Raw genomic sequence first — 25,513 nt, 5'->3', positions numbered from 1 at the left:
ATTCGTCATTCCGGCGGGATCAATTCGCCGTGAATCGGCGCCGCGATAAGGCCTATTCGGCCGCCTCGGCGTCGTCCACCTGGCTGGTGAGCGCCACCCATTCTTCCTCGGCCTTGGCCAGTTCCGCGGCGCGCTCGGCGCGCTGCTTGGACTTCTGGGCAATCTTGTAGGGCGCGTCGGCGAACTGCGCCGGATCCGCAAGCTCCGCATCAAGAGACTGAATCTGTTTGGTAAGCCGCGCCACCAAGGATTCGAGATCGCTGATCTTTTTCTTGAGCGGCGCCAGGCTCGCGCGGTCCTGCGCCGCCTGCTTGCGCTTCTCCGCCTTGGAGCCGCCGTCAGTGTCGGACGACTTCTTGCCCTTGCCCGACGACCCCACCACTTCCTGGCGGTAATCCTCGAGATCGCCGTCGAACGCGCTCACCGTGCCGTCGCGGACGATCCACAGCCGGTCGACCGTGGCCTCGATCAGGTGCCGGTCATGGGAGATCAGGATCACGGCGCCGGGGAAATCGTTGAGCGCGCGGATCAGCGCCGCGCGGCTGTCGATGTCGAGGTGGTTGGTCGGCTCGTCGAGGATCATCAGGTTGGGCGCGTGGAATGCCGACAGGCCCATCAGGAGCCGCGCCTTCTCGCCGCCGGACAGGTCCTTGGCGGGCGTGTTCATCTTCTCGGCCGTCAGCCCCATCTGCGCCACGCGGGCGCGGACCCGGGCTTCGGCCGCGTCCGGCATCAGCTTGCGGACATGTGCCACCGCGGATTCGTTGGGCACCAAATCGTCCATCTGGTGCTGGGCGAAGAAGCCGACTTTCAACTGCGGTGCGATCCTGAGCCGCCCGCCTTCGGCCTCGAGCCGCCCGGCGATGAACTTGGCGAAGGTCGACTTGCCGTTGCCGTTCGAGCCCAGAAGCGCGATGCGGTCGTCGGCGTCGATCCTGAGGTCCAGCTTCTTGAGGATCGGCGCGCCGGGCGTGTAGCCGACGGATCCGTCCTCGATGGCGATGATCGGCGAGGCGACGCCGCGGTCGGGGCGCGGAAACGAAAAGCCGCGGACATTGCTTTCCACAACCGCGTCGACCGTGCCCATGCGCTCGAGCGCCTTCAGGCGCGACTGCGCCTGCCGCGCCTTGGAGGCCTTGGCGCGGAAGCGCTCGACGAAGGCTTCCATGTGCTTGCGGGCGGCGAGGTTCTTCTCGCGCGCCTTCATCTGGTGCTCGTCGCGCTCGGCCTTCTGCCGCTCGAACTCGTCGAAGCCGCCGCGGTAGAAGGTGAGCTTCTTCTGGTCGAGATGGACGATGGCGTTGGCGGCGGTGTTGAGCAGGTCCCGGTCATGGCTGATGATCAGCACGGTGTGCGGGTAGCGGCGGATATATTCCTCGAGCCACAGCGTGCCTTCGAGGTCGAGATAGTTGGTGGGCTCGTCGAGCAGCAGCAGGTCGGGCTCGGCAAACAGCACCGAAGCCAGCGCCACGCGCATGCGCCAGCCGCCCGAGAACGACGAGGCCGGACGCTGCTGCGCCTCCTGGTCGAAGCCGAGGCCGGCCAGGATCGAGGACGCGCGGGCTTCAGCCGAGTGCGCGTCGATGTCGACAAGCCGCATCTGGATTTCGGCGATGCGGAGCGGATCCTTGGCGGTCTCTGCTTCCTTCATCAGTTTCGTGCGCTCGAGATCGGCGCGCAGCACGATTTCAACGAGAGCTGTGTCCTCGGCCGGCGCTTCCTGCGCCACCTGGCCGATGCGGGTGTTCTTCGGGATCGAGGTGTGCCCGGTCTCGGTCGCCATCTCGCCGGTGATGATCCGGAACAGCGTCGATTTGCCCGCGCCGTTGGGGCCCACGAGCCCGGCCTTGATGCCCACGGGCAGCGCCAGCGAGGCATTGTCGATCAAAAGGCGCCCTGCGATGCGCGCGGAAAGGTCTGTGATAGTCAGCATGCCTGCGCTTCTGGCCGGAAACGCGCCGCATTGCAAGCCGCCAAGCGCGAAAACGGGTCGCTGTGGCACTGCTGCATGAAAAAGGCGACCCGTGCACCGGGTCGCCTGGGGTCAGATGCGCCGGGACATTTGCCCTGGCGCTAGCGGGACGCCGCCTCGCGGACCAGCTTGCACAGGTCGACCAGGTCACTTTCGAAGTCCGCCGGCGAGCGCAGGATGGTGACGCACTTCTTCTTGTAGGCGGCGAGTTCGGCGTCGCTGAGTTCGCCGATCGCGCTGGTCATGGAAGGGTCAAGTCCGGGCGTCGCGGTTCCGGGCGTTGCAGTTCCCGGCGTTCCGGTTCCGGGCGTCGCCGGGGCGGTGGAATCATCCTCGTCCGAGGTGAAGCCCAGTGCCGCTGCGATGCCGGTGTTGCTGCCGGTGGTGACATCGACGTCGCCGGTCACATTGCCGACATTGGCGTCGACGCTGGCGCCGGGGGCGCCGCCGGCTCCGACGCTGGCGCTGGCATTGGCCCCGCCCGCGCCGCCGATGCCGGCATCGACATCCGCGGTCGAGCCGCCGCCGACGCTGGCGCTGGCATTGGCGCCGTTCGCGCCGCCGACGCTGGCGTCGACATCGGCAGCGGAATCGCCGCCGATGCTCGCCGAAGCCCCGACACCGCCGACATCGGCGGACGCGCCGAGGCCGCCCGAGCCGTTGCCGCCGACGCTGACGCCGCCGACACTGACGCCACCGGCCTGCTGCGCCTGGGCCGCGAGCGGCAGGGCAAGGGCGAATGCGCCTGCGGTGAGGCCGATGACCATCTTGTTCCTGAAGTTTTTCATCACGCTGCTCCTGTCTTGGTTTTGGTGTTTTCGCTCCCGGCCTCGCGCCGGGGAACTGCAGAAGCAATGCCGGCCGCGGGAGAATGGTTCTCCGCGCTCTGCCCGGACGGTTAAGGAACGGTTGTCGTTGGCCGTCGAACACCGCTTCTGTCCCAGGTCAACGGGTCCGGATTTCGCCGAAAGTCGAAGGCAAAAGGGTGCGGGATCTCAATGACGCGGGTCGCGTGCCAGGCCGGTGCCGCGTCGATGCTCAAGGGAGGGCGATCACGGCAAGGGTCGCCAAACGAAGAGCCGGCGGCGCGGACGCCGGCAAAGGGCGGGCCCGGGCCGACAAGACGGTTGGCTTGCCCGGAAATCCGACGTAGGAATGCGGATCATTCCAACGCGAGCCCCCAGCATGACCATCATCCTTCACGATCTCGTCGGCGCCGATCCCACCCGTCCCTTCAGCCCGCATTGCTGGAAGGCGGCCATGGCGCTCGCCCACAAGGGGCTTCCGTTCGAACGCAGCAATGTCTGCTTCACCAAGGTGCCCGAAGTCGAGGGCGGCGCCTCGAAGACCGTGCCGGTGATCCGCGACGGCTCCCAGGTGGTGGCCGACAGCTTTCTCATCGCCACCTATCTCGAGGAGGCCTATCCCGACCGGCCGACGCTGTTTGGCGGCGCGGGCGGGCAGGCGATGGCCCGCTTCGTCGAATCCTGGACCCAGTCGGTTCTGCACGCGGCGCTGGGCGTGATCGCGCTCAAGGACATCCACGACATCCTGGCGCCCGAGGACCAGGCCTATTTCCGGCAGAGCCGCGAGGCGCGCATGGGCAAGACGCTGGAACAGGTCACCGAGCGCCGCGAGGCCGAGATCGAAGGGTTCTCGGCCAAGCTGACGCCGCTGCGCGTGACCCTCAAGCATCAGCCCTGGATCGGCGGATCCTCGCCGCTGTTTTGCGACTACATCGTCTTCGGCGCGCTGCAATGGGTGCGCGTGACCTCGAGCGCGAAGCTGCTGGAAGAGGGCGATGCGGTGACCGACTGGTTCAACCGCTGCCTCGACCTGCATGACGGTCTCGGACGCTCGGTGCCGGCCGCCGCCTGAGCGGCCGGGCCGCCGTCAGGCCTCCGCCACCAGCGAGGCCGTCGCCGCCACGAACATCAGCACGCCGAGCGCCCAGTCGAGGTGCCGGCGCTGCCAGCCCGAGGTCAGATGGCCGCAGCCGGACCAGCCGGCAAGCGCCCAGAGGCTGAGCCCGAAGGCCGCCATCAGCGTCAGCCCGGCGAAGGCGGTTGCGAGCGTGAGCGATCCGGTGATCGCCGATCCGGCGAGAAACAGCGCCACCGCCCAGCTCTCGGGGCTTCCCAGCTGCTCGAAGGGGGGCGGCAGCGACCGGCGCCGCGGCCGTGCGGGAGCGTTCGGGTCGGCGGCATAGCGCGCGAGGCCGGCGAGCGCCAGGAACAGAAGCGCGAGCACGCTCGCTGCCCCGGCCGCCCAGGGCGGCAGCAGCGCCAGGATGCCGAGTGCTGCGCCGAACGGGACCAGCCAGCCGCACAGGCTTGCCACGAGGCAGTCGAGGACCGATTTCAGCGTCCGCTGCGCGCCAGCCGCCAGCATCGCATTGTTCTGGGGTGCGAACCCGAACACCACGACAGCAACGACCCCCGATGCGATGACCGCGTTGGACATGGAGGGATGCTACACCGGATCCGCCGATGGTCAAACCGTTTCGCCGCGTCCCGGTCCGCGCCGCCAGCCCCGTGCCCCGTGCCCCGCGACCCGGCGTGCGACCCGGCCTCGCCGCGGCGGCTTCCGCCCGACGCCCCTTGCGGATGACAGGGCATGCGGCTATTTAGGCCGCAACTCCGGGCAGGACCTGTGTCTGCCCGGATTTTTGCACCCCTATGGCCCGCTTGTCCGCGGGCAAACCGCTGAAGGAACAAGACATGGCGATTGAACGCACTTTTTCGATGATCAAGCCCGATGCCACCAAGCGCAACCTGACCGGCGCCATCACCAAGGTATTCGAAGACAACGGCCTGCGCGTCGTCGCCTCCAAGCGCGTCTGGATGAGCAAGCGCGAGGCTGAAGGCTTCTACGCCGTGCACAAGGAGCGCCCCTTCTTCGGCGAACTGGTCGAGGGCATGACCTCCGGCCCCACCGTCGTCCAGGTGCTCGAAGGCGAGAACGCCATCCTCAAGAACCGCGAACTGATGGGCGCCACCAACCCGGCCAACGCCGACGAGGGCACCATCCGCAAGACCTTCGCCCTGTCGATCGGCGAGAACTCGGTGCACGGCTCGGACGCGCCGGAAACCGCCGCCGAGGAAATCGCCTACTGGTTCTCCGGCACCGAAATCGTCGGCTGAAACGGCTCTTAGCGCCCCTTACTGCGGCGCTGATGGAATGCAAAAGGCGGCTCTCTCGCGAGGGCCGCCTTTTTCGTTTCCTTCGTTTGCAGCCGCCGTCACCGCATGCTGAACAGCTCCTGGTGAAACCGGCTCCGGGTGTCGAAGCCGTGGGCGGCGAAATCGCTCCTGAGCGCGTCGCCGAAGCCGACGGGGCCGCAGAACCAGAGGCTGGCGTCGCGCCAGTCCGGCACCTGTTCGCGGATGCGGGCGCCGTTGAGGATGCCGTCCTTGGCGTCGACCAGGATATGCAGGCGCACATCCGCCTGGGCGGCGTCGGCGGCAAGCCGCGCCAACGCGACCTCGTCGAGATCGGCGGTGGTGTGGAACAGGTCGACGACCTGCGGCGGCGCGTCCGGCCTGTCCTGCCGCGCCTGCGCCAGATGCTTCATCCGCGACACGAAGGGCGTGATGCCGATGCCGCCGCCGACCCAGATCTGCCGCGGAGCGCCGTCCTCGAAGGTGAAGCAGCCATAGGGGCCTTCGACCGCGACCTCCTGGCCGATCTTCAGCGTCTCGGCGAGGCGGCTCGTGTGATCGCCCAGCCCCTTGACGATGAAAGTGATGTCCGGATTGTCGGGGTCCCAGGCCGAGGCGATCGTGTAGGGATGAGCGCCTTCCTGGGCGTCGGAGGTGACGAAGGCGAATTGGCCGGGCTGATGACCCGGCCAGCCGGGCTGCAGCCGGATCCGGCTTTCGATCGACCGCACGCCGGGAAAATGCATAAGATCGACGATGGTGCCCGTCACCCGGCGCCCGACCGCCACGCGCCGGAACAGCACCACCAGGGACGCATAGGTTCCCGCGATCAGCAGCACGGAAAGGACGACGCCGAGCGGCGACGCCCAGTAGTGAAACTTGGCCAGCACCACGGTGTGGAACACCAGCAGCAGATAGGCCACGGCCAGGAAGCGGTGCGTCTTGAAGAACCACCGGTAGGAAATGCGCGGGATCAGCGCCACCGCGATCAGCAGCACGCTCACGTAAAAGGCCCATTCCCCCAGCCCCTCGGCGGGACCGCGCAGATCGGCGAGGAATTGCGCGACCGGGTTGCCGAAGGCGTGGCGCTCGCCGCGCTCCGGCCGCTCGAGCAGTCCCAGGCCGATGGCCCATTTCGGCGCTTCCGACCACAGCCAGTGCGCCACGGCCAGGATCAGCGCGGAAATCCCCAGCCACTTGTGCAGCCGGTACATCTTGTCGAGCCCGCCCAGCCAGCGTTCGGGCCAGCGCGGCCTGAGCGCCAGAACCATGGCGACGCTCATGCAGCCGATCGCCAGCACACCGCTGTACTGCATCATCATATCGCGGGTGGCGAGCAGGCCGCGCGCCCCGAAGGCGGCCGGATCGGCCGCGAGCCAGAGAAGGCTAAGGAGGACCAGCAGGCCCCAGAAGGCAAGTTTGATATGTGTCACCGCAAAGCCCTTTCGCCAATTCCGCATGGCCGCCGCCCGATCCCGTCTCGGCCGGTCCCACGCACCCGGGCAGACCCTACGACGCTTTGCCGGGGCCCGACTTGTCGCAGATCAATCCGGCAGGGCATTCCGGTCGGCGGGGTGACAGGACCGTGCCTGCGGCACTGACATCCGCCACCCCCCGTGACAGCTCATTGACCGGCGAAAAAAGCCGCGACGGCATCGGCGATCATGTCATGAAGCGCGCGCCTGTCGTCAGTGCCGTCGACGCAGACAAAGACGTCGTCGGGTTCCTTGTCCTTGAGGATGGCGATTGCGTTCGCCGTGCATTCTCCGAGAAAGTCGAAATGGGCGAGGTCGGCGGGCTCCAGATAGGTGACGCTGGTTTTCGGCAGCGCCGCCACCAGGGCGCGGGATTCGACGTCCAGGTCGAGCCCCGACCCGTCGATGTCCTCCGGCGCGCCGAACACCAGAAGCGGCGTCTTGATCTGCCCGAGGCTCGCCGTCGAGAAGGTCTGCGTGCCCCCGAGATCGAACACCGCGATGCCCCGGATCCGTGGATCGGAGAGGTCCGCAGCCATTTCCGCCCGGTCCTCGGGCGTCTTTCCGACGTTCCACCCGTCGAAGATGCCGCAGACCAGTTCTCCGGGATGGTCGCCGCAAAAGCCGTCGAAGGCTTCCCCATCGTAGCGCCCGCCCGCGAGCGCAACGGCGGTGAACCCTCCCAGTGAATGCCCGGCCATGAAGATGCGATCGGGATCGATGGAGGCAGCGTGCGCCGATGTCGACAGCATATAGTCGATCAGCCGCGACAGGTCCCTGGGCCGCTCCCACAACCGTCTGGCATCGTCGGCATCGCGGGCCCAGGTGGAGGTGCCGGGATGGTTGACGGCCGCCACGACATAGCCCATCCGGGCCAGGCGTGAGGCCAGCCATGACTGGTTCATGGCATTGCCATACATCCCGTGGGACAACACGACGAGCGGAAACCGGCCCTCGGCGATCGCGGCGTCCTCGATTGCCTCGATGCCGGCCCAGACCGGATTTGCATGATGGGTTGCCACGCCCGCCGTTGCGGTTGTGGGGTACCAGACATAGCCTGCAAGCGGTCGCCCGACGTGGGGGTCGACGACCTTGAGACCGGCCAGGCCGGTTTGATAATCCTGTGCGCCCGCGCTAGAAGCCAGCAGGCTGGCGCAGACGGCTGCGATCTGGAGGAAACGGTTCATTGCGAGGTCCTTTCGGTGGTGTCGGTCCGACCGAAATCATCAAAAATCCCTATCAGTAACAATGGTTTGAGCTCAGAAATGGTGTCCTTCATCGCGTTTGAGGACATCGCATGCAAGAAAGAGGACACTTGGTGCAGGGTTCCTTGCTTTCCTTTCCGCTTCCGCTACTCACGGCGCTCCTGTGTGCGGTGATTGCGGTGCTGGCCGCGCAACTGGATCTGGGGCGCAGACAAACGGCAATCCTGTTCTCCATGCTCTTCGCGCTGTTTGGCGTGGAGGCCTTGCTCGTTGCGCTTCGCTTCGGCTACGGGGTGGAGACACTCGTGACGTTTCAACGGCTCTTGCCGCTCTTCGTCGGCCCCATGATGTACTTGCCCTTCATGGCCCTCGCCGTATCCGTGGAGCGGTTCCCCGGGCTTCTGGTGCGGCATCTGGGCGGCATGGCGGCTGTGCTGCTGGGGCTGCAACTTCTGCCGCTCAGGCTGGGGCTTGCGGACATGGTGATTGTCTGCAGCTACCTCTTCTATGCGGTGGCGCTGGTCTGGCGATGGTGGCAGGGCCCTGACCGGCTGATTCATGCCCGCCTTGATGCCGTGCGCAACGTGCACCGATGGATGCTGTGGGCGGCGGCGCTGCTGACGGTTATTCTCTTGCTCGAAGCTGCGATTTCCGTGAGCTTTGCACTGCGCAGGAGCGGCCAGGTCGCCTCTATCATCTCCTATGGCAGCATTCTGATCATCCTGGCTCTTCTCGGAGTGCTGTTTGTTCTGCCACGTTTCCTCAAGAAGATCCCCGGCAGGTCCCGTCCCGTATCCGTCGATGGCGAAGCCGCCAAACTCGAAGCCGCTGCCTATGAGCTTTTGACCACGACGAAGCTCTATCTCGATCCGGATCTCTCCGCGCAGAGATTGGCCAGGCGCCTGTCTGTGCCGGTGCGCAGATTGTCCAATGCCATCAACGAGAGCAAGGCCATGAATGTGTCGCAATATGTGAATGGGCTGAGATTGGCGCATGCGGCCGAGCTGCTGCGCAGTTGTGACGACAGTGTCGCCACGATCATGGTCAAATCCGGTTTTCTGACGCGGTCCAATTTCTACCGGGAATTCCAGCGTGTCTATGGCTGCTCGCCCGCCGCCTATCGGCAGGGCAGTCCGGAGCAGCGAGGGCCGTAGCGAGCGCCGGGAGCTGGACTGATCCCTGTCGCGCGATGTGCCGCTGAGCTGCCTCGGCTGGCAATCAAGGCATCTCAGGCAGGCGCCAGTCGATCGGCGTCATGCCGTTCTTTTCCAGAAACGCATTGGCCTTGGAGAAATGCCGACAGCCGAGAAATCCGGTGTGGGCGGAAAGCGGCGAGGGGTGGGGGGCCTTGAGCACGAGATGGCGGCCCGTGTCGACGAACGCCGCCTTCTTCTGCGCGTGAGAGCCCCAGAGCAGGAACACCACCGGATGCGGCAGCGCGTTGACCCTCTCGATCACCGCGTCAGTGAACCGCTCCCAGCCGCGGCCGCGATGGGAGGCGGCGAGCCCGCGCTCCACCGTCAGCACGGCGTTGAGCAGCAGCACGCCCTGCCGCGCCCAGCTCTCGAGATTGCCGTGCCGGGCCTGCGGGATGCTGAGGTCCGTCTCCAGTTCCTTGTAGATGTTCTTGAGCGAGGGCGGGACGCGCACGCCCGGCTGCACCGAAAAGCACAGCCCGTGCGCCTGTCCGTCGCCGTGATAGGGATCCTGGCCGAGGATCACCACCTTGACCCGGTCGAGCGGCGTCAGATCCAGGGCGGCGAAGTAGTCCGGTCCTTTCGGAAAGACCTGCTTTCCCGCGGCGATCTCGGATGTCAGGAAGGATTTGAGCTCGGCCATGTAGGGGCTCGCGAACTCGTCCGAAAGCGCCGCCTTCCAGCTCTCCTCGAGCCTGACCGCCGCACTCACTGGGCGCTCTGCCCGCGCGCCTCGGTCCATTTCGCCTTGGCCTTGTCGTCGGCGTCCTTGGCCGAGACCCATTCGCCGGCGCCGCCGTCCTTCAGATGTTCCTTCTTCCAGAAGGGGGCGTCGGTCTTGAGGTAGTCCATCAGGAACGAGGCGCCGTCGAAGGCGGCCTGGCGGTGCGGGGCGGTGGCGACCACCAGCACGATGTTGCCGCCCGGCTCGATCGCCCCGTGGCGGTGGATCGCGGTGATGCCATTGAGCTTGAAGCGCGCCACCGCCTGCTCGGCGATTGTCGTGATGGCGCGCTCGGCCATGCCGGGATAATGCTCGAGCTCGAGGGCTGCGAGCCGCCCGCCCTCGTCGCGGCAGAGGCCGGTGAAGCTCACCACCGCGCCGATGTCGGCGCGGCCGGCGGTGAGCGCCCCGATTTCCGCGGCGATGTCGAAATCCTGCGGCTGGATGCGCACGGTGACCGCCTGCGCGGTCCTGTCCGGCGACTGTGGGCCGGCGCTCATCTCAGCCTCCCGTCATCGGCGGAAACAGCGCGATTTCGCGCGTGCCGCCAATGGCTTCGTCATGATCGGCATGTTCCTCGTCAAGCGCCGCGCGGATCACGCCGGGCACCTGGAAGGCCGCCTCGTATTCCTCGCCGAGGGTGGCGAGATGGGCGATCAGCTCGCCCACGGTTTTCACGGTGTCGGGAAGCTCGATCTCCTCCGAACCCTTGCCGATGCGCTCGCGCACCCAGGCGAAATAGACAAGTCTCACGCTCATTCGTCCACCACATGTCTGAGTCCGGCCCGGAAATAGTCGTAGCCGGTGTAAATCGTGATCAGCGCAGCAAGCCAGAGCATGCCGATGCCGATTTCGGTCGTGTAGGGCAGCACCTTGTCGCCGGCGGGACCGGCGAGCAGGAAGCCGAGCGCGATCATCTGCAGCGTCGTCTTCCATTTGGCGATCCGCGTCACCGGCACTGAGACCTTCAGCGCCGCCAGATATTCGCGCAGGCCGGAGACCAGGATCTCGCGGCACAGGATGATGATCGCCGCCCAGATCGACCAGCCGGCGATGGTGCCGTCGGCGGCGATCAGCAGCAGGATCGAGGAGACCAGCAGCTTGTCGGCGATCGGGTCGAGCATGCGGCCGATATTGGAGGTCTGGTCCCAGATCCGGGCCAGATAGCCGTCGAAGAAATCGGTCACCGACGCGACGACGAAGATCGCCAGCGCCGCCCAGCGCGCGAAATCCGAGCCATGCAGCCGGCCTTCGATGAAAAAGCACAGCACAATCAACGGGACGGCGACAATCCGCCCGTAGGTCAGCATGTTCGGTATGTTGAGCGCGTGCGACGCCATGGATCACCCCGTTGTCCGGATTTCGCGCAAGATGCGCGGGAGCGACCCTCAAGGTCAACCGCTGCTCCACAGCTTCGCGCGCAAATGCCGCAAATATGATCGGAATCCGGCAGGCCCTACCGGTTTTCCTCGTGAAAATGATTGTAGATCAGTTCGGCCACCGTCTCGGAAATGCCCTCCACGGTCATCAGGTCGTCGACGCCCGCGCGCGACACGGCCTTGGCGGTGCCGAAATGGTGCAGCAGCGCCCGCTTGCGGGAAGGCCCGATGCCGGCGATCTCGTCGAGCGGATTGGCGACCAGCTCCTTCTTGCGCCGCGCCCGGTGCGAGCCGATGGCGAAGCGGTGCGCCTCGTCGCGCAACCGCTGGACGAAATACAGGACCGGATCGCGCGGCGGCAGGGTGAAATCGGGCTTGCCCTCGACGAAGAACCGTTCGCGCCCGGCCTCGCGGTCCATGCCCTTGGCGACGCCGATGGCGGTGATCTTGTCGGCGATGCCGAGCTCCTCGAAGATGGCCCTGACCGCGCTCATCTGGCCCTTGCCGCCGTCGATCAGCACCAGGTCGGGCCAGGCCGGCATGCCGGCCGGCGCAATGGAGTCGGCATCGTCGCCCGATGCTTCCTCGGGCTTGACCGGTCCGTCGCCATGCTCCTTGATCAGCCGCGAGAAGCGCCGCTGCATCACCTCGCGCATCATGCCGAAGTCGTCGCCCGGAGTGATCTCGGTCGATTTGATGTTGAACTTGCGGTACTGGTTCTTCACGAACCCTTCGGGACCGGCGACGATCATCCCGCCCACCGCGTTGGTGCCCATGATGTGCGAGTTGTCGTAGACCTCGATGCGGCGGGGCGGATGCGCCAGGTTGAAGGTTTCGGCCAACCCCTGCAGCAGCCGCGTCTGCGAGGCGGTCTCGGCCAGGTTGCGGCCATGGGCCTCGCGGGCATTGTTGAGCACCTGCTCGACCAGTTCGCGCTTCTCCCCGCGCTGCGGCACGGTGATCGAGACCTTGCGCTCCATGCGCACGCCGAGCGCCTCGGCCAGCAGTTCCCGGTCCTCGAAATCGTCCGAGACAAGGATCATCCGCGGCGTCGGCTTGTCGTCGTAGAACTGGCCGATGAAGGCGCCGAGGATCTCGCCCGCGGCGAGCGAGGGATCGGCCTTGGGGAAATAGGCGCGGTTGCCCCAGTTCTGCCCGGTGCGGAAGAAGAACACCTGGATGCAGGCCATGCCCGCGTCGTGGTGGATGGCGAAGACGTCAGCCTCTTCCACCGTGCGCGGGTTGATGCCCTGGTGGCTCTGCACATGGCTGAGCGCCGAGAGCCGGTCCCGGTAGACCGCAGCGCGCTCGAAATCGAGATCCTCGGAGGCCTCCTGCATCGCCGCCGACAGGTGCGACTTCACCGCCTGGCTGCGGCCGGAGAGGAAATCCTTGGCCTCGCCCACGAGCCGGCCGTAACCCTCGGCGTCGATCTCGCCGGTGCAGGGGCCGGAGCAGCGCTTGATCTGGTAGAGCAGGCACGGCCGCGTCCGGCTTTCGTAGACGCTGTCGGTGCAGGTCCTGAGCAGGAATGCCCGCTGCAGCGCGTTGATGGTCCGCCCGACGGCGCCGGCCGAGGCGAAGGGGCCGAAATAGGCGCCCTTGCGCGATCGCGCGCCGCGATGCTTGAAGATCGCCGGGGCCTCATGGTCGCCGGTGATCAGGATATAGGGGAACGACTTGTCGTCGCGCATCAGCACGTTGAAGCGCGGCTTCAGCCGCTTGATCAGGTTCGCCTCGAGCAGCAGCGCCTCGGTCTCGGTGCGCGTGGTGACGAATTCCATGTTGACCGTCTGCGCGATCATCCGAGTGATGCGATTGGAATGGCCGCGGCCCTGCGCGTAGTTCGTCACCCGCTTCTTGAGACTTCGCGCCTTGCCGACATAGAGCACGTCGCCGGCCTCGTTCATCATCCGGTAGACGCCGGGCTGGTTGGGCAGGTGCCTCACGAAGGCCTGGATGACTTCGGCGCCCTTCATCCCCGCGGCCAGTCCCGGGCTCTCGTTCCACTCGATGCCCGCGACATTGGCGACATCGACGGGCAGGGGGGCGTCGACCTCGGCCGTGTCGTCCTCGTCGCCGTCGGTTTCCGCATAGATCACGCCGCCATCGGACTGGAGGGCGGCTTTGGCGATTTTGGGAGTGGAGTCGGTCTCGCGAGTCATTCCGGGATCTTATCAGGCTCCGGCCCGGTGCGGGCAAGAGGCGGTGTCGTGTCTTGCCGTTATCTGGAGGGAACGGCCGGTTTTATCAAGCAGGCCACCGGCCGCTCCTATATCGGGCTGCTGTCAAAAACCGTCAGGACGTTCCTGTAAGGCTCATTGCGCCAAGCCGCTTTGCCCGGCATGGATCTCGCCATGCCCCACAGTCGCGGCCGGAGCCGTCCGGAAACAGGAGACACCGCCATGCCCACCAACCGTCCCGCCTGCATCGCCCACTGGTCCGAGGTCGAGGGTCCCGACACCGCGCATTACCGCGACGACGACGAACTGCTGGGCATCGGCGCGGCGCTCGGCCGGCATTTCGGCCTTGACCGGCTCGGCATTCACCACGTCCGGCTGCCGCCCGGCCGCCGCACCTCCTTTCCCCATGCGGAAAGCCATGAGGAAGAATTCGTCTATGTCCTCGAAGGCGCGCCGGATGCCTGGCTCGACGGCGTGCTGCACCGGCTCAAGCCGGGCGATTCGGTCGGCTTCCCGGCGGGCACCGGCCAGTCCCACAGCTTTCTCAACAATTCCGACGCCGAGGTGCGCCTGCTGGTGGTGGGCGAGACCAGCAAGGCCGAGAACCGGATCTATTATCCGGTCAATCCCGACCGCAAGCCCTTGCGCGACGACTGGTGGGACGATGTCCCGGCGCGCGAGATGGGCGACCATGATGGCATGACCGACATCGAGCGGGCGCGCCGGGCGAACAGGGCCTGATCCGGCCGCGCCGCGTCCGCCCCCGTGCCGTTCGCGCCGAAGCGGGGCCTATTCGCCGACGCCGACCACATCCGGCGTCTGCCACGCCAGGTGCTGGCCGCCGTCGAGCGCGATCATCTGCCCGGTGACCGAGCGGGCCTGGTGCAGGTAGCGGATGGTCGCGCCGAATTCGGCGAGCTCCGGCCCGTGCCTGAGCGGCACCGCTTGCGCCTGCCGGGCGAAGTCCTGGGCGTTCTGGCGCTCGTTGGCGAGCGTCGGGCCGGGGCCGATGGCGTTGACGCGGATGCGCGGCGCCAGCGCCAGCGCCATGGTGCGTGTCGCCGTCCACAGCGCCGATTTCGACAAAGTGTAGGAGAAATAGCGCGGCGTCAGCCGCCACACACGCTGGTCGATGATGTTGACGATCAGCCCGTCGCTGTCGCCGCCCAGGCTCCTGGCCATGGCCTCGGCCAGGATCGCCGGCGCCTTGAGATGGAGGGCGAAATGCCTGTCGAACGCCGCCTCGTCGAAGTCGCGCACGTCGTCGTCCTCAAAGATCGAGGCGTTGTTGACGATGATGCCGGGAGCGTCGAGCCGGGCCGACACCTCGGCATGGAGCGTGCGCACCGCGGCACTGTCGGAAAGGTCGGCGAGAAACACCTCCGCCGTCCCGCCCGCATCGCGGATCGTGCCGGCCACCGCCTCGGCTTCCGCGCGGCTGCGGTTAGCGTGGACGGCGACGCGGTAGCCTTGGGCGCCGAGATCGAGCGCGATGGCCTTGCCGATGCGGCGGCCCGCGCCCGTCACCAGTACCGTCCCCTTGTCAGGCATGCTGTTTTCCCCGGCCCCTGTCCGCCACCGGGATGGCGGCGGTTTCCTCTTAGAACACCGAGAAGATATAGACCGAGAACGCCGCAAGCATAGCCAGGCCGCCCAGCTTTTTGATCGGCACGTTCCAGTGCGCCAGCGCCACGACCAGGATGGCGGCGGCCAGCATCACCCACATGTCGATGCTGACGATGCGGGCATCCACGTCCAGCGGCAGGATCACCGAGGTGCCGCCCAGGATCAGGCCGATGTTGAAGATGTTGGAGCCGACGACATTGCCGATCATCACCGCGCCGGATTTGCGCCAGGCGGCCATCATCGAGGTCACCAGCTCCGGCAGCGAGGTGCCGACGGCGACGATGGTCAGGCCGATGACGGTGTCGGAGGCGCCGAGCATGCGCGCGATGTGCGAGGCGCTCTCCACGGTGAGCCAGGCGCCGATGGGAAGCCCGATCAGCCCGCCGATGAGGAAGGCCGCCGTCTTCCAGGTCTCCCGCGGCACGTCCGCGACTTCGTCGTGATAGTCGGGGACACTCGCCATCTGGTGCCGGCGCGCCGCCCGGATCTGCCAGCCGAGATAGCCCGCGAGCATGAGAAGCAGGATCACGCCGTCGAGCCGGCTCAGGGGCTCGAACCACATCATCGCCATCAGCGTGACGGTGATGACCATCATCACCACCAGCGACACGCCGAGACCGTTCTCGCGGCAGCTCACGCTCATCAGCAGCGCCGGGGCGCCGAGCACCAGCAGCACATTGGCGATGTTGGAGCCGATGATATTGCCCACGGCGATGCCGGAGACGCCGTCCAGGGCAGCCTGGAACGACACGAACAGCTCCGGCGCCGAGGTGCCGAACGCCACGATGGTGAGGCCTATGATCAGCGGATCGATGGAGAGTTTTTCCGCGAGCGCGACAGCGCCGCGCACCAGATAGTCACCTGCAAGGACAAGGACGACCAGGCCCGCGATAAGGGTCACAATGCTCAACATGCGTGGGAATCAACTCTCTCGGTCTTATTTCGGATGGTGCGGTCGCCCTGCCATATAGGCAGCAGGCCCGCGAACGCAATGGAACGCCCGCGCACTGCGGGTCCAAACCGGACATAGACCGGGCAAACACGGGGAAGCCTGCGAATTTGTTGCCATTCCGCAACAGCGGGGGCTGCCCTTTTTCTGCCGCTGTGTTTCCACATTTCGGCTTCGCGGGCGCCGCATTCGGTGTCCATCTTTGGCCATGTCGAAAGCGGGCTTCCCAACCGTCTTGAGATTCAGGTCCTCTGAGTTGTGAAGGGCCGGAACAATTTCACGCTCTCTGTGTTGTGAGGGCTGAAGCTAACAAGGAGAATAATATGCGTACTCGTAAACTGGCACTGCTGGCCGCAGCCCTTTGCATGCCGCTCGCCGGTCCCGTGCTGGCCGCGGACGCGATCATGGAGCAGCCTCCCGAACCTCCGGTCGCTGAAGTCCTGCCGCAGACCTATGTGTGGTCGGGCGGTTACCTCGGTGGCTACGGCGAATACAAGTGGGGCGAATTCGACGCGCCTGCCGGCAATGCCGACGGCTTCGGCGGCGGCGTCTACGGTGGTTACAACTGGCAGTCCGACAACATCGTCTATGGTGTTGAAGCTGACGTCGGTTATTCCGGTGCAGACGTGACGTCCGGCACCACGACCGGCGAACAGGGCTTCAACGGCTCGCTCCGCGCGCGTCTGGGCATGGATGTCAATCCGTTCCTGATCTACGCAACCGGCGGTGTCGCAGCCACCAAGGCCGAGCTCAGCAATGCGGTCGGTTCGGACAGCAACACCCACTTCGGCTGGACCGCCGGTGCGGGCGCCGAAGCCTTCGTGACCGAGAAGATCACCACGCGGCTTGAATACCGTTACACCGACTATCAGTCGAAGGACTACAATCTCGGCGGCACCAACGTGTCGACCGGCTTCGACGACCATTCGGTCCGTCTCGGTATCGGCATGAAGTTCTAATCGCGACTTCGCGACAGGAACTGTAGATAAGAGCCCGGACGGGAAACCGTCCGGGCTTTTTGCTAGCTGGCCCAGCCCCACACGGAGGCCAGAACGAAAGCCGCCCAGACTCCGTTGGCGAGAAGCAGGCAGAACACCGCGAAGGATCCGAGATCCTTGGCGTGCTCGGCCATCTTGGAGTAATGCGGCGAGGCGTGATCGGTCAGCTCCTCCACCGCGGTGTTGAGCGCCTCGATCGCGGCGGTCAGCAGATAGAGCAGGATAGAACCGGCAAAGCCCCACAGGGGCGTCCCCGCCAGCAGGAAGAGACAGATGATCACCGCGAAGGCCAGCGTCTCGTGCTGGAACGCGGTCTCTCGCCACAGCCGCCTGACCCCGCCCAGCGAATAGCGCGCGGCGGCGAAGATGTGGCCGATACCCTCCTGTTTGGGTGGCCGCTGGATCACTACCGGGGCCGCATCGCGTCAAGATCGGGGAAGCTCGCGGCGAATTTCGCGCTCCAGCGCTTGAGCTTGGGCCGCCCGCGCTCCCACTTGCCGGGAAAGCGCAGCGCCAGGTAGCCGGTCATCGCGGCGAGCGCCAGGTGTCCGCCGTTGAGCGTCTTGGTGCTGCGCGGCATGTTCGCCTCCAGATGGTCGAGCCCGCGCGTGACCTTCGTCCACTGCTTGTCGATCCACTCCTGGTGAACCTTGTCCTCGGGCCGGAAGCGGCGCTCATAGATGACTGCCAGCAGGCAGTCGCAGATGCCGTCGCACAGCGCTTCCAGCACCTCGACTTCCGTGCGCTTGGCGGCATTGCGCGGGTAGAGGCGCCTGGCGCCCGACCGGTCGAGGAACTGCATGATGGCGCGGCTGTCATAGACCGACTGCCCCTCATCGGTGATCAGCACCGGGATCTTGCCCAGCGGATTGTTGTCGACCAGTTCCGCCGGCGCCGCATTGGTGTCGGTGACCACGCCCTCGGCGTCGATGCCTGCGGATTTCGCCGCCATCCGCACCTTGGCGGAATAGGGCGAAGCGGGGGAGTAGAGTATTTTCATGGATCTTTTCTTTCGTCGTGGAGCAGAAGCGCCGAACCCGGTCAGTCCGGTTCGGGAACTTCCAGATTGGCGATGCTGCAGCCGGCCTTGTCGACTTCCCGGCACGCACGCAGGCCCAGGGAGGGGGTCAGGCAGATTCGGACTTCACGCAACATCCCGCGCTCGCACGCGACCGCAATTCCGTCGCGCGCCATGCCGGGATTGGCGGCAATGAATGCATCTTCCGCCGCCCTTGCGTCAATCCGTGCCGGCAAGTTTTCGGCCGCGAACTCGGGCGGCAGGACGATCCTCGAGCGTGCAGCGCGCAGCACGCGGAAATAATCCTCCTGGGAGAGGCCCGAACAGGAGCCGTGCTTGCGCCACTGGTGCCCGATCAGGCCGAGCGTCGGCACGATGTCCATGTAGGCCCGGCCGAGATCGGCGGGAACGCGGTCGGGCTGGCGGCTGGGGCAGAATTCGGGATAGCCGCTCTCGAATTGCGGCCACAGCCCGTGCACCACGAATCCGAGATCGCGGTCCTCGGCGCATTGCTGCGGGTTGGCGTTGGCGCCCTCGAGCGCGCAATAGGCGGGCGACCACGACAGCGCCAGCACGTAGAAATCGAATCCCGTGCCCAGGGGCAGGTCGGCTGCAACCTGTTCAGCGCCGGCGGTGCCGGCCCGGGCCTCGGGCGTGGCCTCGTCCGTGCACCCGGCGACAAGCGCCAGCAGGGCCAGAGCCGTCAGCAGCCGGGTGGGCGACGGGGCGGACATCGAGCCCGGTCAGCGAACCGAGCGGCACCAGGCGCCATGCACCTTGAACGGATCGAGCCCGTCGATGCAGAACTCCAGATTGTCGCCGAGACCGGCGAAGCCCATGCCGCCCTCGATCAGCCACCAGATCGTGCGCTTGTGGCCGTCATTCATGTGCGCGGTGCCGTGGCAATAGAGCCTGGGGATCGACCAGTACTGGTCTCCGTATTTCACCCGGTTGCGCTGCGTCCGTGTGATGCTGTCGATGGCCAGGCCGCGCTTGAGCAGATGCGTGTCGGTCCAGACGAACCGCTTCTGGATGTAGGACAGCACCTGCGGCGCGTCGCAGGAGGGGAAATTGCCACCGGTGAAAGCCAATGCGGGGCCCGCATAGCTCGCGAGCGACATGCTGAAGGCCGTTGTGACTGCGAGGAACAAGCTTTTCATGGTCATGGACGGTTCTCCAAACAGGATGCGAGTCACGGTATAAGGCGTGCCCGTGCCCTTGGGCAAGGGCGAAGCAGCGCCCGGCCTCCGCTTGCTGCGCGGATGCGGGTGGGAGCGGCCTGTCCGGTGGATCCAATTTGACTCAAATGCGACTTTAGCGGTTTTTTTGGCCGAAAGCCTTTTGTGGGAGAATCTCGCAAATCGGCCTTCTTCATGGCCGACCCGAGGGACGCCGTTGAGACACATATCGCTGCTTCGCCGCTTCAAACCGCAGTCCGCCGCGGCAAGGGAGGGCTCCGACCCGCATGCGTCCGGCGCCCGCCGGACGCGCAGGGGCGCGCTGCGGCGGCTCCTGTCGCGGATCGTCTATCCGCTGCACCGGTCGATCCATGTCCGCTTCCAGTTCGCCTTCGGCCTGTCGGTCCTCGGCCTCCTGGTGATGGCGGCGATCGCGGTCGCCTCCGGCCGGGCGATCCTGCAGAACTATGAGACCAGCGTCGAGGAAACGCGCCTTGAAACGCTGCCGATCCTGTTCCTGCAACGGGATCTGCGCGAAATCGACCGCGCCGGCTTCCGCTTCGCGGTCGAGGGGGACCGGACCGCGCGGGAGCGCTACAGGGAACTGGCCGCTCAGGTGGACATGCATTTCCAGGACCTCGCTTCCACGCCGCTGGGGATGTCGTTGACCCCATCATCCCGGGGCGCGGTGTCGCTGTCCGAAGCCAACAGCGCCTGGCGAAGCGTCAAGGCGAAGATGGACGAGATGTTCCGCTATGAGCCGGGCACGGCCGAATCCTTCGAAGCCTCCAAACGCGCCTATCTCGGCATCGATCCCATCTACAGCGTCATCAACCGGTTCCAGACCTACTCGCTGGCGGACCAGCAGCAACGGCTGCTGTCGGCGCAGACCGCCGGCAAGGAGAGCCTCACCGCCCTCGTCATCGCCATCCTTGTCGGCGTGTGCGTGCTGATCGCCATGGGCAGCACCGTGGGCCATTCGGTGCTGCAGCCCATCGAGCAGCTCCGCATCGCCGCCGGCAAGCTCGGCCAGAAGGATTTCTCCCACCGGGTCAGGCTTCGTAACAGCCTCGACGAGCTCGGGCAGCTCGCGGCCGCAATCAACCAGGCTTCCGCGACCCTCGACAAGCTCTACCGGGAGCTCGAAAAGCGCTCCACCCATGACGGCCTGACCGGCGCGCTCAACCGCGCGGCCTTCGACGAGCGACTCGAGGCGGAGTTCACCGGCGCCGACCGCCACGGCAGGCCGGTGTCGCTGCTGATGGTCGACATCGACCACTTCAAGCGGATCAACGACACCTACGGACACCAGGCGGGTGACCGGGTACTTCGGTTGGTCGCAGACCTTTTCGAACAGGCGACCCGCCCCGGCGATGTCGTGACCCGCTACGGCGGGGAGGAGTTCGGCATCATTCTTCCCGACACCGGCGAGGAGGCCGCCCTGTCACTGGCGGAGCGTTTGCGCGTGGTCGTCGAGGAGGCATCGATCGCCTGCGATGACGGCGACGCCATTCAGCTCACCGTCAGCATCGGCTGCGCCGGCCGGCTGCCGCACGGGGCGACGCCCAAGGCCCTCGTCAAGGCGGCCGATGCGGCGCTGTATGTCGCGAAAAGGTCCGGGCGGAACCGGGTCTCGCGGGCCGGCGGGCCGCGGCTGCGCCCCGATCCGACCTGGCGCGCCGCCTGACGGCCGACCCGGTCACGGCACAGCGTCCGGAACCGCGGATCGACCCATCGGCGCGGTCCGGGCCGGGCGGAGCCTTCTCTCAGCTCTCGCCAACCAGCATGCGGACCTCGCACCCCGCGCCGGGGCCCTGCGCCAGCAGGCGGGTGAGCTCGGGCAGGACGGCTTTCAGGTCCGCCTCCAGCGTGAAGGGCGGATTGATGATCACCAGCCCGGAGCCGTTCAGGCCCGGCGCATTTACGTTGGCCCGCACCAGCATCCGCACCGAGAGCGTGCGCGGCCGGCCGAGCGCGACCAGCTTCTTGTCGAAGCCGGCGAGGGGGCTTCCGGCCTTGATCGGATGCCACAGCAGGTAGGTGCCGCCGGCAAAGCGCCGGGTCGCGCGGGCCAGACCGTCGATCATCCGGTCGAATTCGCCGTCGAGCTCGAAGGGCGGGTCGATCAGCACCAGGCCGCGCTTTTCCTTGGGCGGCAGGTGGCCGCCGAGGGCCAGCCATCCGTCGAGCTCGATCACCCGGACCTGGTAATCGCCCTCGAACAGCGCCTTGAGCCGGCGCGCGTCGTCCGGGTGCAGTTCGATCGCGGTCAGCCGGTCCTGCTTGCGCAGGAGCAGCCGCGTCAGTTGCGGCGAGCCGGGATAGTGGCGCAGGCCGCCCTCGGGATTGAGCGCCTTCACCGTCCCGATCCAGGGCGCCAGAAACTCCGCAAGCTGCGGCGACATCTGCGCCGCCATCACCCGGCCGACGCCGTCGCGCCATTCCCCGGTCTTCTGCGCCTCCGTCGAAGACAGGTCATAGCTGCCGATGCCCGCATGGGTGTCGATCACCCGGAACGCCGGATCCTTGCGCTGAAGATAGGCAATGATCCGGGCCAGAACCGCGTGCTTGAGCACATCGGCGGAATTGCCCGCATGGTAGAGGTGACGGTAATTCATCGTCTGGCGCGATCTGTCCCTGTTTTGATCCGATGGCGGCACGCGCGGCGTGGCGCATCGTTGCGAATTCTCTTATAGAGAAAGCATGAACGACGCGACCCCCCTTAAGTCCGGCGCCCTCGCATCCGGCCCCGCCACCGCCATCGGCCATTCCGCCTGTCCGCATGACTGCCCGTCCACCTGCGCGCTGGAGGTGGAACTTCTGGCGGGAAACCGCATCGGCCGGGTGCGCGGCGATCCGGGCAACAGCTACACCGCCGGCGTGATCTGCGCCAAGGTGGCGCGCTATGCCGAGCGCATCCACCATCCGGACCGGCTCCTGAAGCCGCTGATCCGCGCCGGCGCGAAAGGCGAGGGGCAGTGGAAGGAGGCGAGCTTCGGGGCGGCGCTCGACCTGATCGCCGAAAGGTTCGAGCGGGCCGAGGCCCGGTTCGGCCCGGAAACCGTCTGGCTCAACTATTATGCCGGCACCATGGGCCTGGTGCAGCGCGACGGCATCAACCGCCTGCGCCATGCCAAGGGCTATTCCAACCAGTTCGACAGTTTCTGCACCAACCTGGCCTGGACCGGCTTCACCATGGGCACGGGCGCGCTGCGCGGGCCCGATCCGCGCGAGATGGCCAAGTCCGACTGCGTGGTGATCTGGGGCACCAACGCGGTTTCGACCCAGGTCAATGTCATGACCCACGCCATCCGCGCCCGCAAGGAACGCGGCGCCAAGATCGCGGTGATCGACATCTACGACAATCCGACCATGAAGCAGGCCGACATCAAGATCCTGCTCAGGCCCGGCACCGACGGCGCGTTTGCCTGCGCGGTGATGCATGTGCTGTTTCGCGAGGGCCTCGCCGATCGCGATTATCTCAGCAAATTCAGCGACGACCCCGCGGGACTTGAATCACATCTGGAGGCGCGGACGCCGCAATGGGCGGAAGCCATCTCCGGCGTGCCCGCGGCCGAGATCGAGGCCTTCGCCCGGCTGGTGGGCACCACGAAGAAGACATTCTTCCGGCTTGGCTACGGTTTCACCCGCCAGCGCAATGGCGCGGCCAACATGCATGCGGCGCTGTCGCTCGCGGTCGTCACCGGCTGCTACCAGCATGAGGGTGGCGGCGCGTTCCATTCCAACTCCGATATTTTCCGGCTGGACAAATCCCTGGTCGAGGGCCGCAAATATTACGATCCCGGCCTGCGCTGGCTCGACCAGTCGCGCATCGGCCGGGTGCTGACCGGGGAGGCCGAGGCGCTGAATGGCGGGCCGCCGGTCACCGCCATGCTGGTGCAGAACACCAATCCCGCCAATGTCGCGCCGGAGCAGCGCAAGGTGGTCGAGGGGCTCAGGCGCGAGGACCTGTTCCTCGCCGTCCACGAGCAGTTCATGACCGACACGGCGCGGCTCGCCGACGTGGTGCTGCCCGCCACCATGTTCCTCGAGCATGACGACATCTACCGCGGCGGCGGCCACCAGCACATCATGCTCGGCCCGAAGCTGGTCGATCCGCCCGAGGGCCCGATGCCCAACCATTATGTGGTCGAGGAACTGGGCAGGCGCCTGGGCGTCGGCGACCGCGAAGGCTTCGGCCTGACCGAGCGGGAGCACATCGACTATATGCTCGGAAAGCGGGGGCTGGGGGATTTCGACACCTTCCGGGCCGACAAATGGGCCGACCTGCAACCCGATTTCGAGACCGCGCATTTCCTCAAGGGCTTTGCCCACAAGGACGGCAAATTCCGCTTCCGGCCCGACTGGACCGGGACCCCGGCCGCCAACAGGCCGCCCAGGCGCATGGGGCCGCAGGGCCCGGTGGAGAAGCTGCCGGAGTTCCCCGATCATGTCGACCTGATCGAAAGCGCCGATGCGGAGCACCCGTTCCGGCTGGCCACCTCGCCGTCGCGCTCGTTCCTCAACTCCAGCTTTGCCGAAACCGCCTCGTCGCGGGCCAAGGAGGTCCGGCCGGACCTGATGATGCATCCCGACGACGCTGCGGCGCTCGGGATTGCCGAAGGCGACCGGGTGCGGCTCGGCAACCTGCGCGGCGAGGTCGCCATGCACGCCCGGCTCGACGCCGGCCAGCGCCGCGGCGTGGTCATCCACGAGGGCCTCTGGCCGAACTCCGCCTTCGAGGACGGGGAGGGGATCAACACGCTCACCGGCGCCGATTCCTGCGCCCCCTACGGCGGCGCGGCGTTTCACGACACGCGGGTGTGGGTGCGGAAGGTTTAGTTTCGTCGTATGGCGCGTTGTTCGCACGGGTTCGCGTGAGCGCGTCATGCCTCGGTTCGGGGCCTGAGGCGATTCCCTGTCTATCTCTCATCGGGTGCGGTGGCTTTAGGGTTTTGCCTCTTTCATCGCGGGGCCGCGCACCCCCACCCCTGACCCCTCCCCTCAAGGGGGAGGGGGACGCAAGGCACCGCGGTCGGGTTCCATGCCGCCGCCAGGCGCGATGCCCTACCTCCCCCTTGAGGGGAGGTCGGAGAGACAAGCGAAGCGCAGGCGATCCGGGTGGGGGTTATGCCCCGTCCGCCGCGGCGCGGGCGAGCACCGAGGCGCGCACCCGGCCCAGTGTGGTGTGCAGGGCGATCAGTTCGTCCAGAGGCAGGCCGAAGGCCGCCATGATGCAGCCGGGAATATGGCTCGCCTGCTGCCGCAGCGCCCTGCCTTCGGGCGTCAGCGTGACGCGCACCTTGCGCTCGTCCCGGGCGTCGCGGGTCCGCCTGACCAGGCCCTGGCCCTCCAGCCGCTTGATCAGCGGCGTGAGCGTCGAGGATTCCAGATGCAGCCTTTCGCCGATCTCGCCGACGACCAGATCGTCGCTGCGCCACAGCACCACCAGCACGAGGTATTGCGGGTAGGTGAGGCCGAGCGGGGTCAGCAGGGGGGTGTAGATCTGCCCCACCGCATGGTGGGTTGAATAGAGATCGAAACACAGCATCGAATCGACGTCGATGCCGCGCATGTCCGCTCCTGCCTGCCTTGTCATGATCTCGTCTCCATTCTGCGATCAAATTAGTGTGTGCGCGATTCAATCGCAAGCGGTTGACTTTGGCGCCGGGGTGGTGATTAATATCGTACACGATTAAATCGTACGAAAGGAATATATCATGCCGACCAAGATTGTCTACAGCGCATCCGCCACCGCCACCGGAGGCCGCGATGGCCATTCCAAGACCCATGACGGCGCCCTCGACGTCAACCTCGCCGTTCCCACCGAAATGGGCGGACCTGGCGGCGGCGTGAACCCGGAGCAGTTGTTCGCCACCGGCTACGCCGCCTGTTTCCTGGGCGCGCTCAAGTTCTATGCCGGCCAGAAGAAGGTGAAGGTGCCCGACGACGCCAATGTCACCGTCACCGTCGGCATCGGCCCGCGCGAGGACACGGGCTTCGGCCTCGACGTCAAGATCAAGGTGGACCTGCCGGGGATCGACAAGGACGTGGCGGAAGACCTGATCGCCGGCGGCCACAAGGTCTGCCCCTATTCGCACGCCACATCCGGCACGCTCAAGATCACGCCCGAGCTCGCCTGAGTTCAGGCATCGGGCAAGGCCAAAACTGGCCCGCTTCTGACAGACCCAAGCCCGGGCGCGCCGCGTCCGGGCTCAGCTTGTCGACAAAATCATCCCGGAATGACGGGGCCATGTCCTCCGTCATTCCGGCCTTGAGCCGGAATCCAGCCACGGCGCGTCGGCGCCGTGAAAGAGTCTTTCGCGATCAAGGACTTGATCGCGCTGGATGCCGGATCAAGTCCGGCATGACGGGTTTCGAGGGACAGCCACCACAAAACGACAAGTGGACGAAGCTGCGGGGTTGTCAGCACTCTCGGCCCGGGCGCC

26 protein-coding genes are annotated in these 25,513 nt (G+C 66.4%); 8 read left to right on the top strand and 18 right to left on the bottom strand.

Annotation, left to right across the window (positions count from 1 at the left end; translation table 11 throughout):
- Positions 1-52 precede the first annotated feature (52 nt).
- Positions 53-1,933 carry an ABC-F family ATP-binding cassette domain-containing protein gene (locus LL06_RS11850; protein WP_035526650.1) on the bottom strand — a complete coding sequence of 627 codons (1,881 nt, stop codon included), beginning with the start codon at positions 1,931-1,933 and terminating at the stop codon, positions 53-55.
- Positions 1,934-2,073: 140 nt separating this feature from the next.
- Complete coding sequence (locus LL06_RS11845) at positions 2,074-2,760, bottom strand: hypothetical protein (RefSeq protein WP_052161459.1); 687 nt, start codon at positions 2,758-2,760, stop codon at positions 2,074-2,076.
- Between the two features lie 397 nt (positions 2,761-3,157).
- Here LL06_RS11845 and LL06_RS11840 point away from each other — a divergent pair, with 397 nt between their 5' ends.
- Complete coding sequence (locus LL06_RS11840; RefSeq protein WP_035526647.1) at positions 3,158-3,850, top strand: glutathione S-transferase family protein; 693 nt, start codon at positions 3,158-3,160, stop codon at positions 3,848-3,850.
- 15 nt (positions 3,851-3,865) lie between these two features.
- Here the strand turns inward: LL06_RS11840 and LL06_RS11835 are convergent, their stop codons facing one another.
- Complete coding sequence (locus LL06_RS11835; protein WP_035526644.1) at positions 3,866-4,435, bottom strand: hypothetical protein; 570 nt, start codon at positions 4,433-4,435, stop codon at positions 3,866-3,868.
- Positions 4,436-4,692: 257 nt separating this feature from the next.
- Between LL06_RS11835 and ndk the strand changes: the two genes are divergently transcribed.
- Positions 4,693-5,115: a nucleoside-diphosphate kinase gene (ndk, locus tag LL06_RS11830; protein WP_035526760.1), complete on the top strand. Its 423-nt coding sequence runs from the start codon at positions 4,693-4,695 to the stop codon at positions 5,113-5,115.
- 98 nt (positions 5,116-5,213) lie between these two features.
- Here ndk and LL06_RS11825 read toward each other — a convergent pair whose 3' ends face one another.
- Positions 5,214-6,566, bottom strand: a complete 1,353-nt coding sequence (locus LL06_RS11825; RefSeq protein WP_035526757.1) for a ferric reductase-like transmembrane domain-containing protein — start codon at positions 6,564-6,566, stop codon at positions 5,214-5,216.
- Between the two features lie 191 nt (positions 6,567-6,757).
- Entirely contained in the window at positions 6,758-7,795 is a 1,038-nt protein-coding gene (locus LL06_RS11820) for an alpha/beta hydrolase (RefSeq protein WP_035526640.1), read from the bottom strand.
- 131 nt (positions 7,796-7,926) lie between these two features.
- Between LL06_RS11820 and LL06_RS11815 the strand changes: the two genes are divergently transcribed.
- Positions 7,927-8,967, top strand: coding sequence for an AraC family transcriptional regulator (locus LL06_RS11815; RefSeq protein WP_244447110.1), 1,041 nt, complete (start codon positions 7,927-7,929; stop codon positions 8,965-8,967).
- 64 nt (positions 8,968-9,031) lie between these two features.
- On the opposite strand, the gene ung is transcribed toward LL06_RS11815, so the two are convergent.
- The 5 genes from ung to uvrC all read right to left on the bottom strand — a co-directional run bounded on the left by ung (position 9,032) and on the right by uvrC (position 13,277).
- Positions 9,032-9,721 (bottom strand): uracil-DNA glycosylase, encoded by a 690-nt coding sequence (gene ung, locus LL06_RS11810; protein ID WP_035526634.1) that lies wholly within the window; start codon positions 9,719-9,721, stop codon positions 9,032-9,034.
- Positions 9,718-10,233: a molybdenum cofactor biosynthesis protein MoaE gene (locus tag LL06_RS11805; RefSeq protein ID WP_052161458.1), complete on the bottom strand. Its 516-nt coding sequence runs from the start codon at positions 10,231-10,233 to the stop codon at positions 9,718-9,720. The genes ung and LL06_RS11805 overlap by 4 nt, the downstream gene beginning before the upstream one ends.
- Before the next feature lies 1 nt (position 10,234).
- Complete coding sequence (gene moaD / locus LL06_RS11800; RefSeq protein WP_035526632.1) at positions 10,235-10,492, bottom strand: molybdopterin converting factor subunit 1; 258 nt, start codon at positions 10,490-10,492, stop codon at positions 10,235-10,237.
- Positions 10,489-11,073, bottom strand: coding sequence for a CDP-diacylglycerol--glycerol-3-phosphate 3-phosphatidyltransferase (gene pgsA / locus LL06_RS11795; RefSeq protein WP_035526628.1), 585 nt, complete (start codon positions 11,071-11,073; stop codon positions 10,489-10,491). The genes moaD and pgsA overlap by 4 nt, the downstream gene beginning before the upstream one ends.
- 116 nt (positions 11,074-11,189) lie before the next feature.
- On the bottom strand, positions 11,190-13,277 hold the full coding sequence (gene uvrC, locus LL06_RS11790) for an excinuclease ABC subunit UvrC (protein WP_052161457.1): 2,088 nt from the start codon (positions 13,275-13,277) through the stop codon (positions 11,190-11,192).
- Between the two features lie 240 nt (positions 13,278-13,517).
- On the opposite strand from uvrC, the gene LL06_RS11785 reads away from it, so the two are divergent.
- A complete protein-coding gene (locus LL06_RS11785; RefSeq protein ID WP_035526625.1) occupies positions 13,518-14,036 on the top strand; it encodes a cupin domain-containing protein in 519 nt (172 codons plus the stop codon).
- A gap of 48 nt (positions 14,037-14,084) precedes the next feature.
- On the opposite strand, the gene LL06_RS11780 is transcribed toward LL06_RS11785, so the two are convergent.
- Both LL06_RS11780 and LL06_RS11775 read right to left on the bottom strand, forming a co-directional pair.
- Positions 14,085-14,846 (bottom strand): SDR family oxidoreductase, encoded by a 762-nt coding sequence (locus LL06_RS11780; protein WP_035526622.1) that lies wholly within the window; start codon positions 14,844-14,846, stop codon positions 14,085-14,087.
- 49 nt (positions 14,847-14,895) lie between these two features.
- On the bottom strand, positions 14,896-15,834 hold the full coding sequence (locus LL06_RS11775; protein WP_035526619.1) for a calcium/sodium antiporter: 939 nt from the start codon (positions 15,832-15,834) through the stop codon (positions 14,896-14,898).
- A gap of 359 nt (positions 15,835-16,193) precedes the next feature.
- On the opposite strand from LL06_RS11775, the gene LL06_RS11770 reads away from it, so the two are divergent.
- Positions 16,194-16,829 (top strand): outer membrane protein, encoded by a 636-nt coding sequence (locus tag LL06_RS11770; RefSeq protein WP_035526618.1) that lies wholly within the window; start codon positions 16,194-16,196, stop codon positions 16,827-16,829.
- A gap of 62 nt (positions 16,830-16,891) precedes the next feature.
- Here the strand turns inward: LL06_RS11770 and LL06_RS11765 are convergent, their stop codons facing one another.
- From LL06_RS11765 to LL06_RS11750, 4 genes are read right to left on the bottom strand one after another with little or no spacing between them, the layout of a single operon-like run.
- The gene (locus tag LL06_RS11765; protein ID WP_035526617.1) at positions 16,892-17,275 is read right to left on the bottom strand and encodes a diacylglycerol kinase; all 384 of its coding nucleotides are present in this window, start codon (positions 17,273-17,275) and stop codon (positions 16,892-16,894) included.
- Positions 17,275-17,868, bottom strand: a complete 594-nt coding sequence (locus tag LL06_RS11760) for a glutathione S-transferase (RefSeq protein ID WP_035526616.1) — start codon at positions 17,866-17,868, stop codon at positions 17,275-17,277. The genes LL06_RS11765 and LL06_RS11760 overlap by 1 nt, the downstream gene beginning before the upstream one ends.
- Positions 17,869-17,909: 41 nt before the next feature.
- Positions 17,910-18,620 carry a ribonuclease T2 gene (locus LL06_RS11755; RefSeq protein WP_035526615.1) on the bottom strand — a complete coding sequence of 237 codons (711 nt, stop codon included), beginning with the start codon at positions 18,618-18,620 and terminating at the stop codon, positions 17,910-17,912.
- 9 nt (positions 18,621-18,629) lie between these two features.
- The gene (locus LL06_RS11750; protein ID WP_035526614.1) at positions 18,630-19,052 is read right to left on the bottom strand and encodes a hypothetical protein; all 423 of its coding nucleotides are present in this window, start codon (positions 19,050-19,052) and stop codon (positions 18,630-18,632) included.
- 229 nt (positions 19,053-19,281) lie between these two features.
- On the opposite strand from LL06_RS11750, the gene LL06_RS26390 reads away from it, so the two are divergent.
- A complete protein-coding gene (locus tag LL06_RS26390) occupies positions 19,282-20,751 on the top strand; it encodes a diguanylate cyclase (protein WP_052161456.1) in 1,470 nt (489 codons plus the stop codon).
- Positions 20,752-20,830: 79 nt separating this feature from the next.
- On the opposite strand, the gene rlmJ is transcribed toward LL06_RS26390, so the two are convergent.
- The gene (rlmJ, locus tag LL06_RS11740) at positions 20,831-21,682 is read right to left on the bottom strand and encodes a 23S rRNA (adenine(2030)-N(6))-methyltransferase RlmJ (RefSeq protein WP_035526613.1); all 852 of its coding nucleotides are present in this window, start codon (positions 21,680-21,682) and stop codon (positions 20,831-20,833) included.
- 85 nt (positions 21,683-21,767) lie between these two features.
- Here rlmJ and LL06_RS11735 point away from each other — a divergent pair, with 85 nt between their 5' ends.
- The gene (locus LL06_RS11735) at positions 21,768-23,906 is read left to right on the top strand and encodes a molybdopterin oxidoreductase family protein (protein ID WP_052161455.1); all 2,139 of its coding nucleotides are present in this window, start codon (positions 21,768-21,770) and stop codon (positions 23,904-23,906) included.
- Positions 23,907-24,192: 286 nt separating this feature from the next.
- Here LL06_RS11735 and LL06_RS11730 read toward each other — a convergent pair whose 3' ends face one another.
- The gene (locus tag LL06_RS11730; protein WP_052161454.1) at positions 24,193-24,663 is read right to left on the bottom strand and encodes a MarR family transcriptional regulator; all 471 of its coding nucleotides are present in this window, start codon (positions 24,661-24,663) and stop codon (positions 24,193-24,195) included.
- Between the two features lie 121 nt (positions 24,664-24,784).
- Between LL06_RS11730 and LL06_RS11725 the strand changes: the two genes are divergently transcribed.
- On the top strand, positions 24,785-25,207 hold the full coding sequence (locus LL06_RS11725) for an organic hydroperoxide resistance protein (protein WP_035526611.1): 423 nt from the start codon (positions 24,785-24,787) through the stop codon (positions 25,205-25,207).
- Positions 25,208-25,513: the final 306 nt, after the last annotated feature.

Origin of the sequence: Hoeflea sp. BAL378 (assembly GCF_000759435.1) — a bacterium.
In the GTDB taxonomy this organism is placed as follows: domain Bacteria; phylum Pseudomonadota; class Alphaproteobacteria; order Rhizobiales; family Rhizobiaceae; genus Hoeflea.
This window is presented reverse-complemented; position numbering and strand designations above follow the sequence as displayed.

Coding starts and splice junctions, on each gene's coding strand:
- LL06_RS11755 (WP_035526615.1), bottom strand. CDS start 18,620: ATGTCCGCCCCGTCGCCCACCCGGCTGCTGACGGCTCTGGCCCTGCTG.
- LL06_RS11775 (WP_035526619.1), bottom strand. CDS start 15,834: ATGTTGAGCATTGTGACCCTTATCGCGGGCCTGGTCGTCCTTGTCCTT.
- LL06_RS11770 (WP_035526618.1), top strand. CDS start 16,194: ATGCGTACTCGTAAACTGGCACTGCTGGCCGCAGCCCTTTGCATGCCG.
- LL06_RS11785 (WP_035526625.1), top strand. CDS start 13,518: ATGCCCACCAACCGTCCCGCCTGCATCGCCCACTGGTCCGAGGTCGAG.
- LL06_RS11850 (WP_035526650.1), bottom strand. CDS start 1,933: ATGCTGACTATCACAGACCTTTCCGCGCGCATCGCAGGGCGCCTTTTG.
- LL06_RS11835 (WP_035526644.1), bottom strand. CDS start 4,435: ATGTCCAACGCGGTCATCGCATCGGGGGTCGTTGCTGTCGTGGTGTTC.
- rlmJ (WP_035526613.1), bottom strand. CDS start 21,682: ATGAATTACCGTCACCTCTACCATGCGGGCAATTCCGCCGATGTGCTC.
- LL06_RS11725 (WP_035526611.1), top strand. CDS start 24,785: ATGCCGACCAAGATTGTCTACAGCGCATCCGCCACCGCCACCGGAGGC.
- ndk (WP_035526760.1), top strand. CDS start 4,693: ATGGCGATTGAACGCACTTTTTCGATGATCAAGCCCGATGCCACCAAG.
- LL06_RS11730 (WP_052161454.1), bottom strand. CDS start 24,663: ATGACAAGGCAGGCAGGAGCGGACATGCGCGGCATCGACGTCGATTCG.
- LL06_RS11735 (WP_052161455.1), top strand. CDS start 21,768: ATGAACGACGCGACCCCCCTTAAGTCCGGCGCCCTCGCATCCGGCCCC.
- LL06_RS11840 (WP_035526647.1), top strand. CDS start 3,158: ATGACCATCATCCTTCACGATCTCGTCGGCGCCGATCCCACCCGTCCC.
- pgsA (WP_035526628.1), bottom strand. CDS start 11,073: ATGGCGTCGCACGCGCTCAACATACCGAACATGCTGACCTACGGGCGG.
- LL06_RS11760 (WP_035526616.1), bottom strand. CDS start 17,868: ATGAAAATACTCTACTCCCCCGCTTCGCCCTATTCCGCCAAGGTGCGG.
- moaD (WP_035526632.1), bottom strand. CDS start 10,492: ATGAGCGTGAGACTTGTCTATTTCGCCTGGGTGCGCGAGCGCATCGGC.
- LL06_RS11820 (WP_035526640.1), bottom strand. CDS start 7,795: ATGAACCGTTTCCTCCAGATCGCAGCCGTCTGCGCCAGCCTGCTGGCT.
- LL06_RS11780 (WP_035526622.1), bottom strand. CDS start 14,846: ATGCCTGACAAGGGGACGGTACTGGTGACGGGCGCGGGCCGCCGCATC.
- LL06_RS11845 (WP_052161459.1), bottom strand. CDS start 2,760: ATGAAAAACTTCAGGAACAAGATGGTCATCGGCCTCACCGCAGGCGCA.
- uvrC (WP_052161457.1), bottom strand. CDS start 13,277: ATGACTCGCGAGACCGACTCCACTCCCAAAATCGCCAAAGCCGCCCTC.
- LL06_RS11805 (WP_052161458.1), bottom strand. CDS start 10,233: ATGAGCGCCGGCCCACAGTCGCCGGACAGGACCGCGCAGGCGGTCACC.
- LL06_RS11750 (WP_035526614.1), bottom strand. CDS start 19,052: ATGACCATGAAAAGCTTGTTCCTCGCAGTCACAACGGCCTTCAGCATG.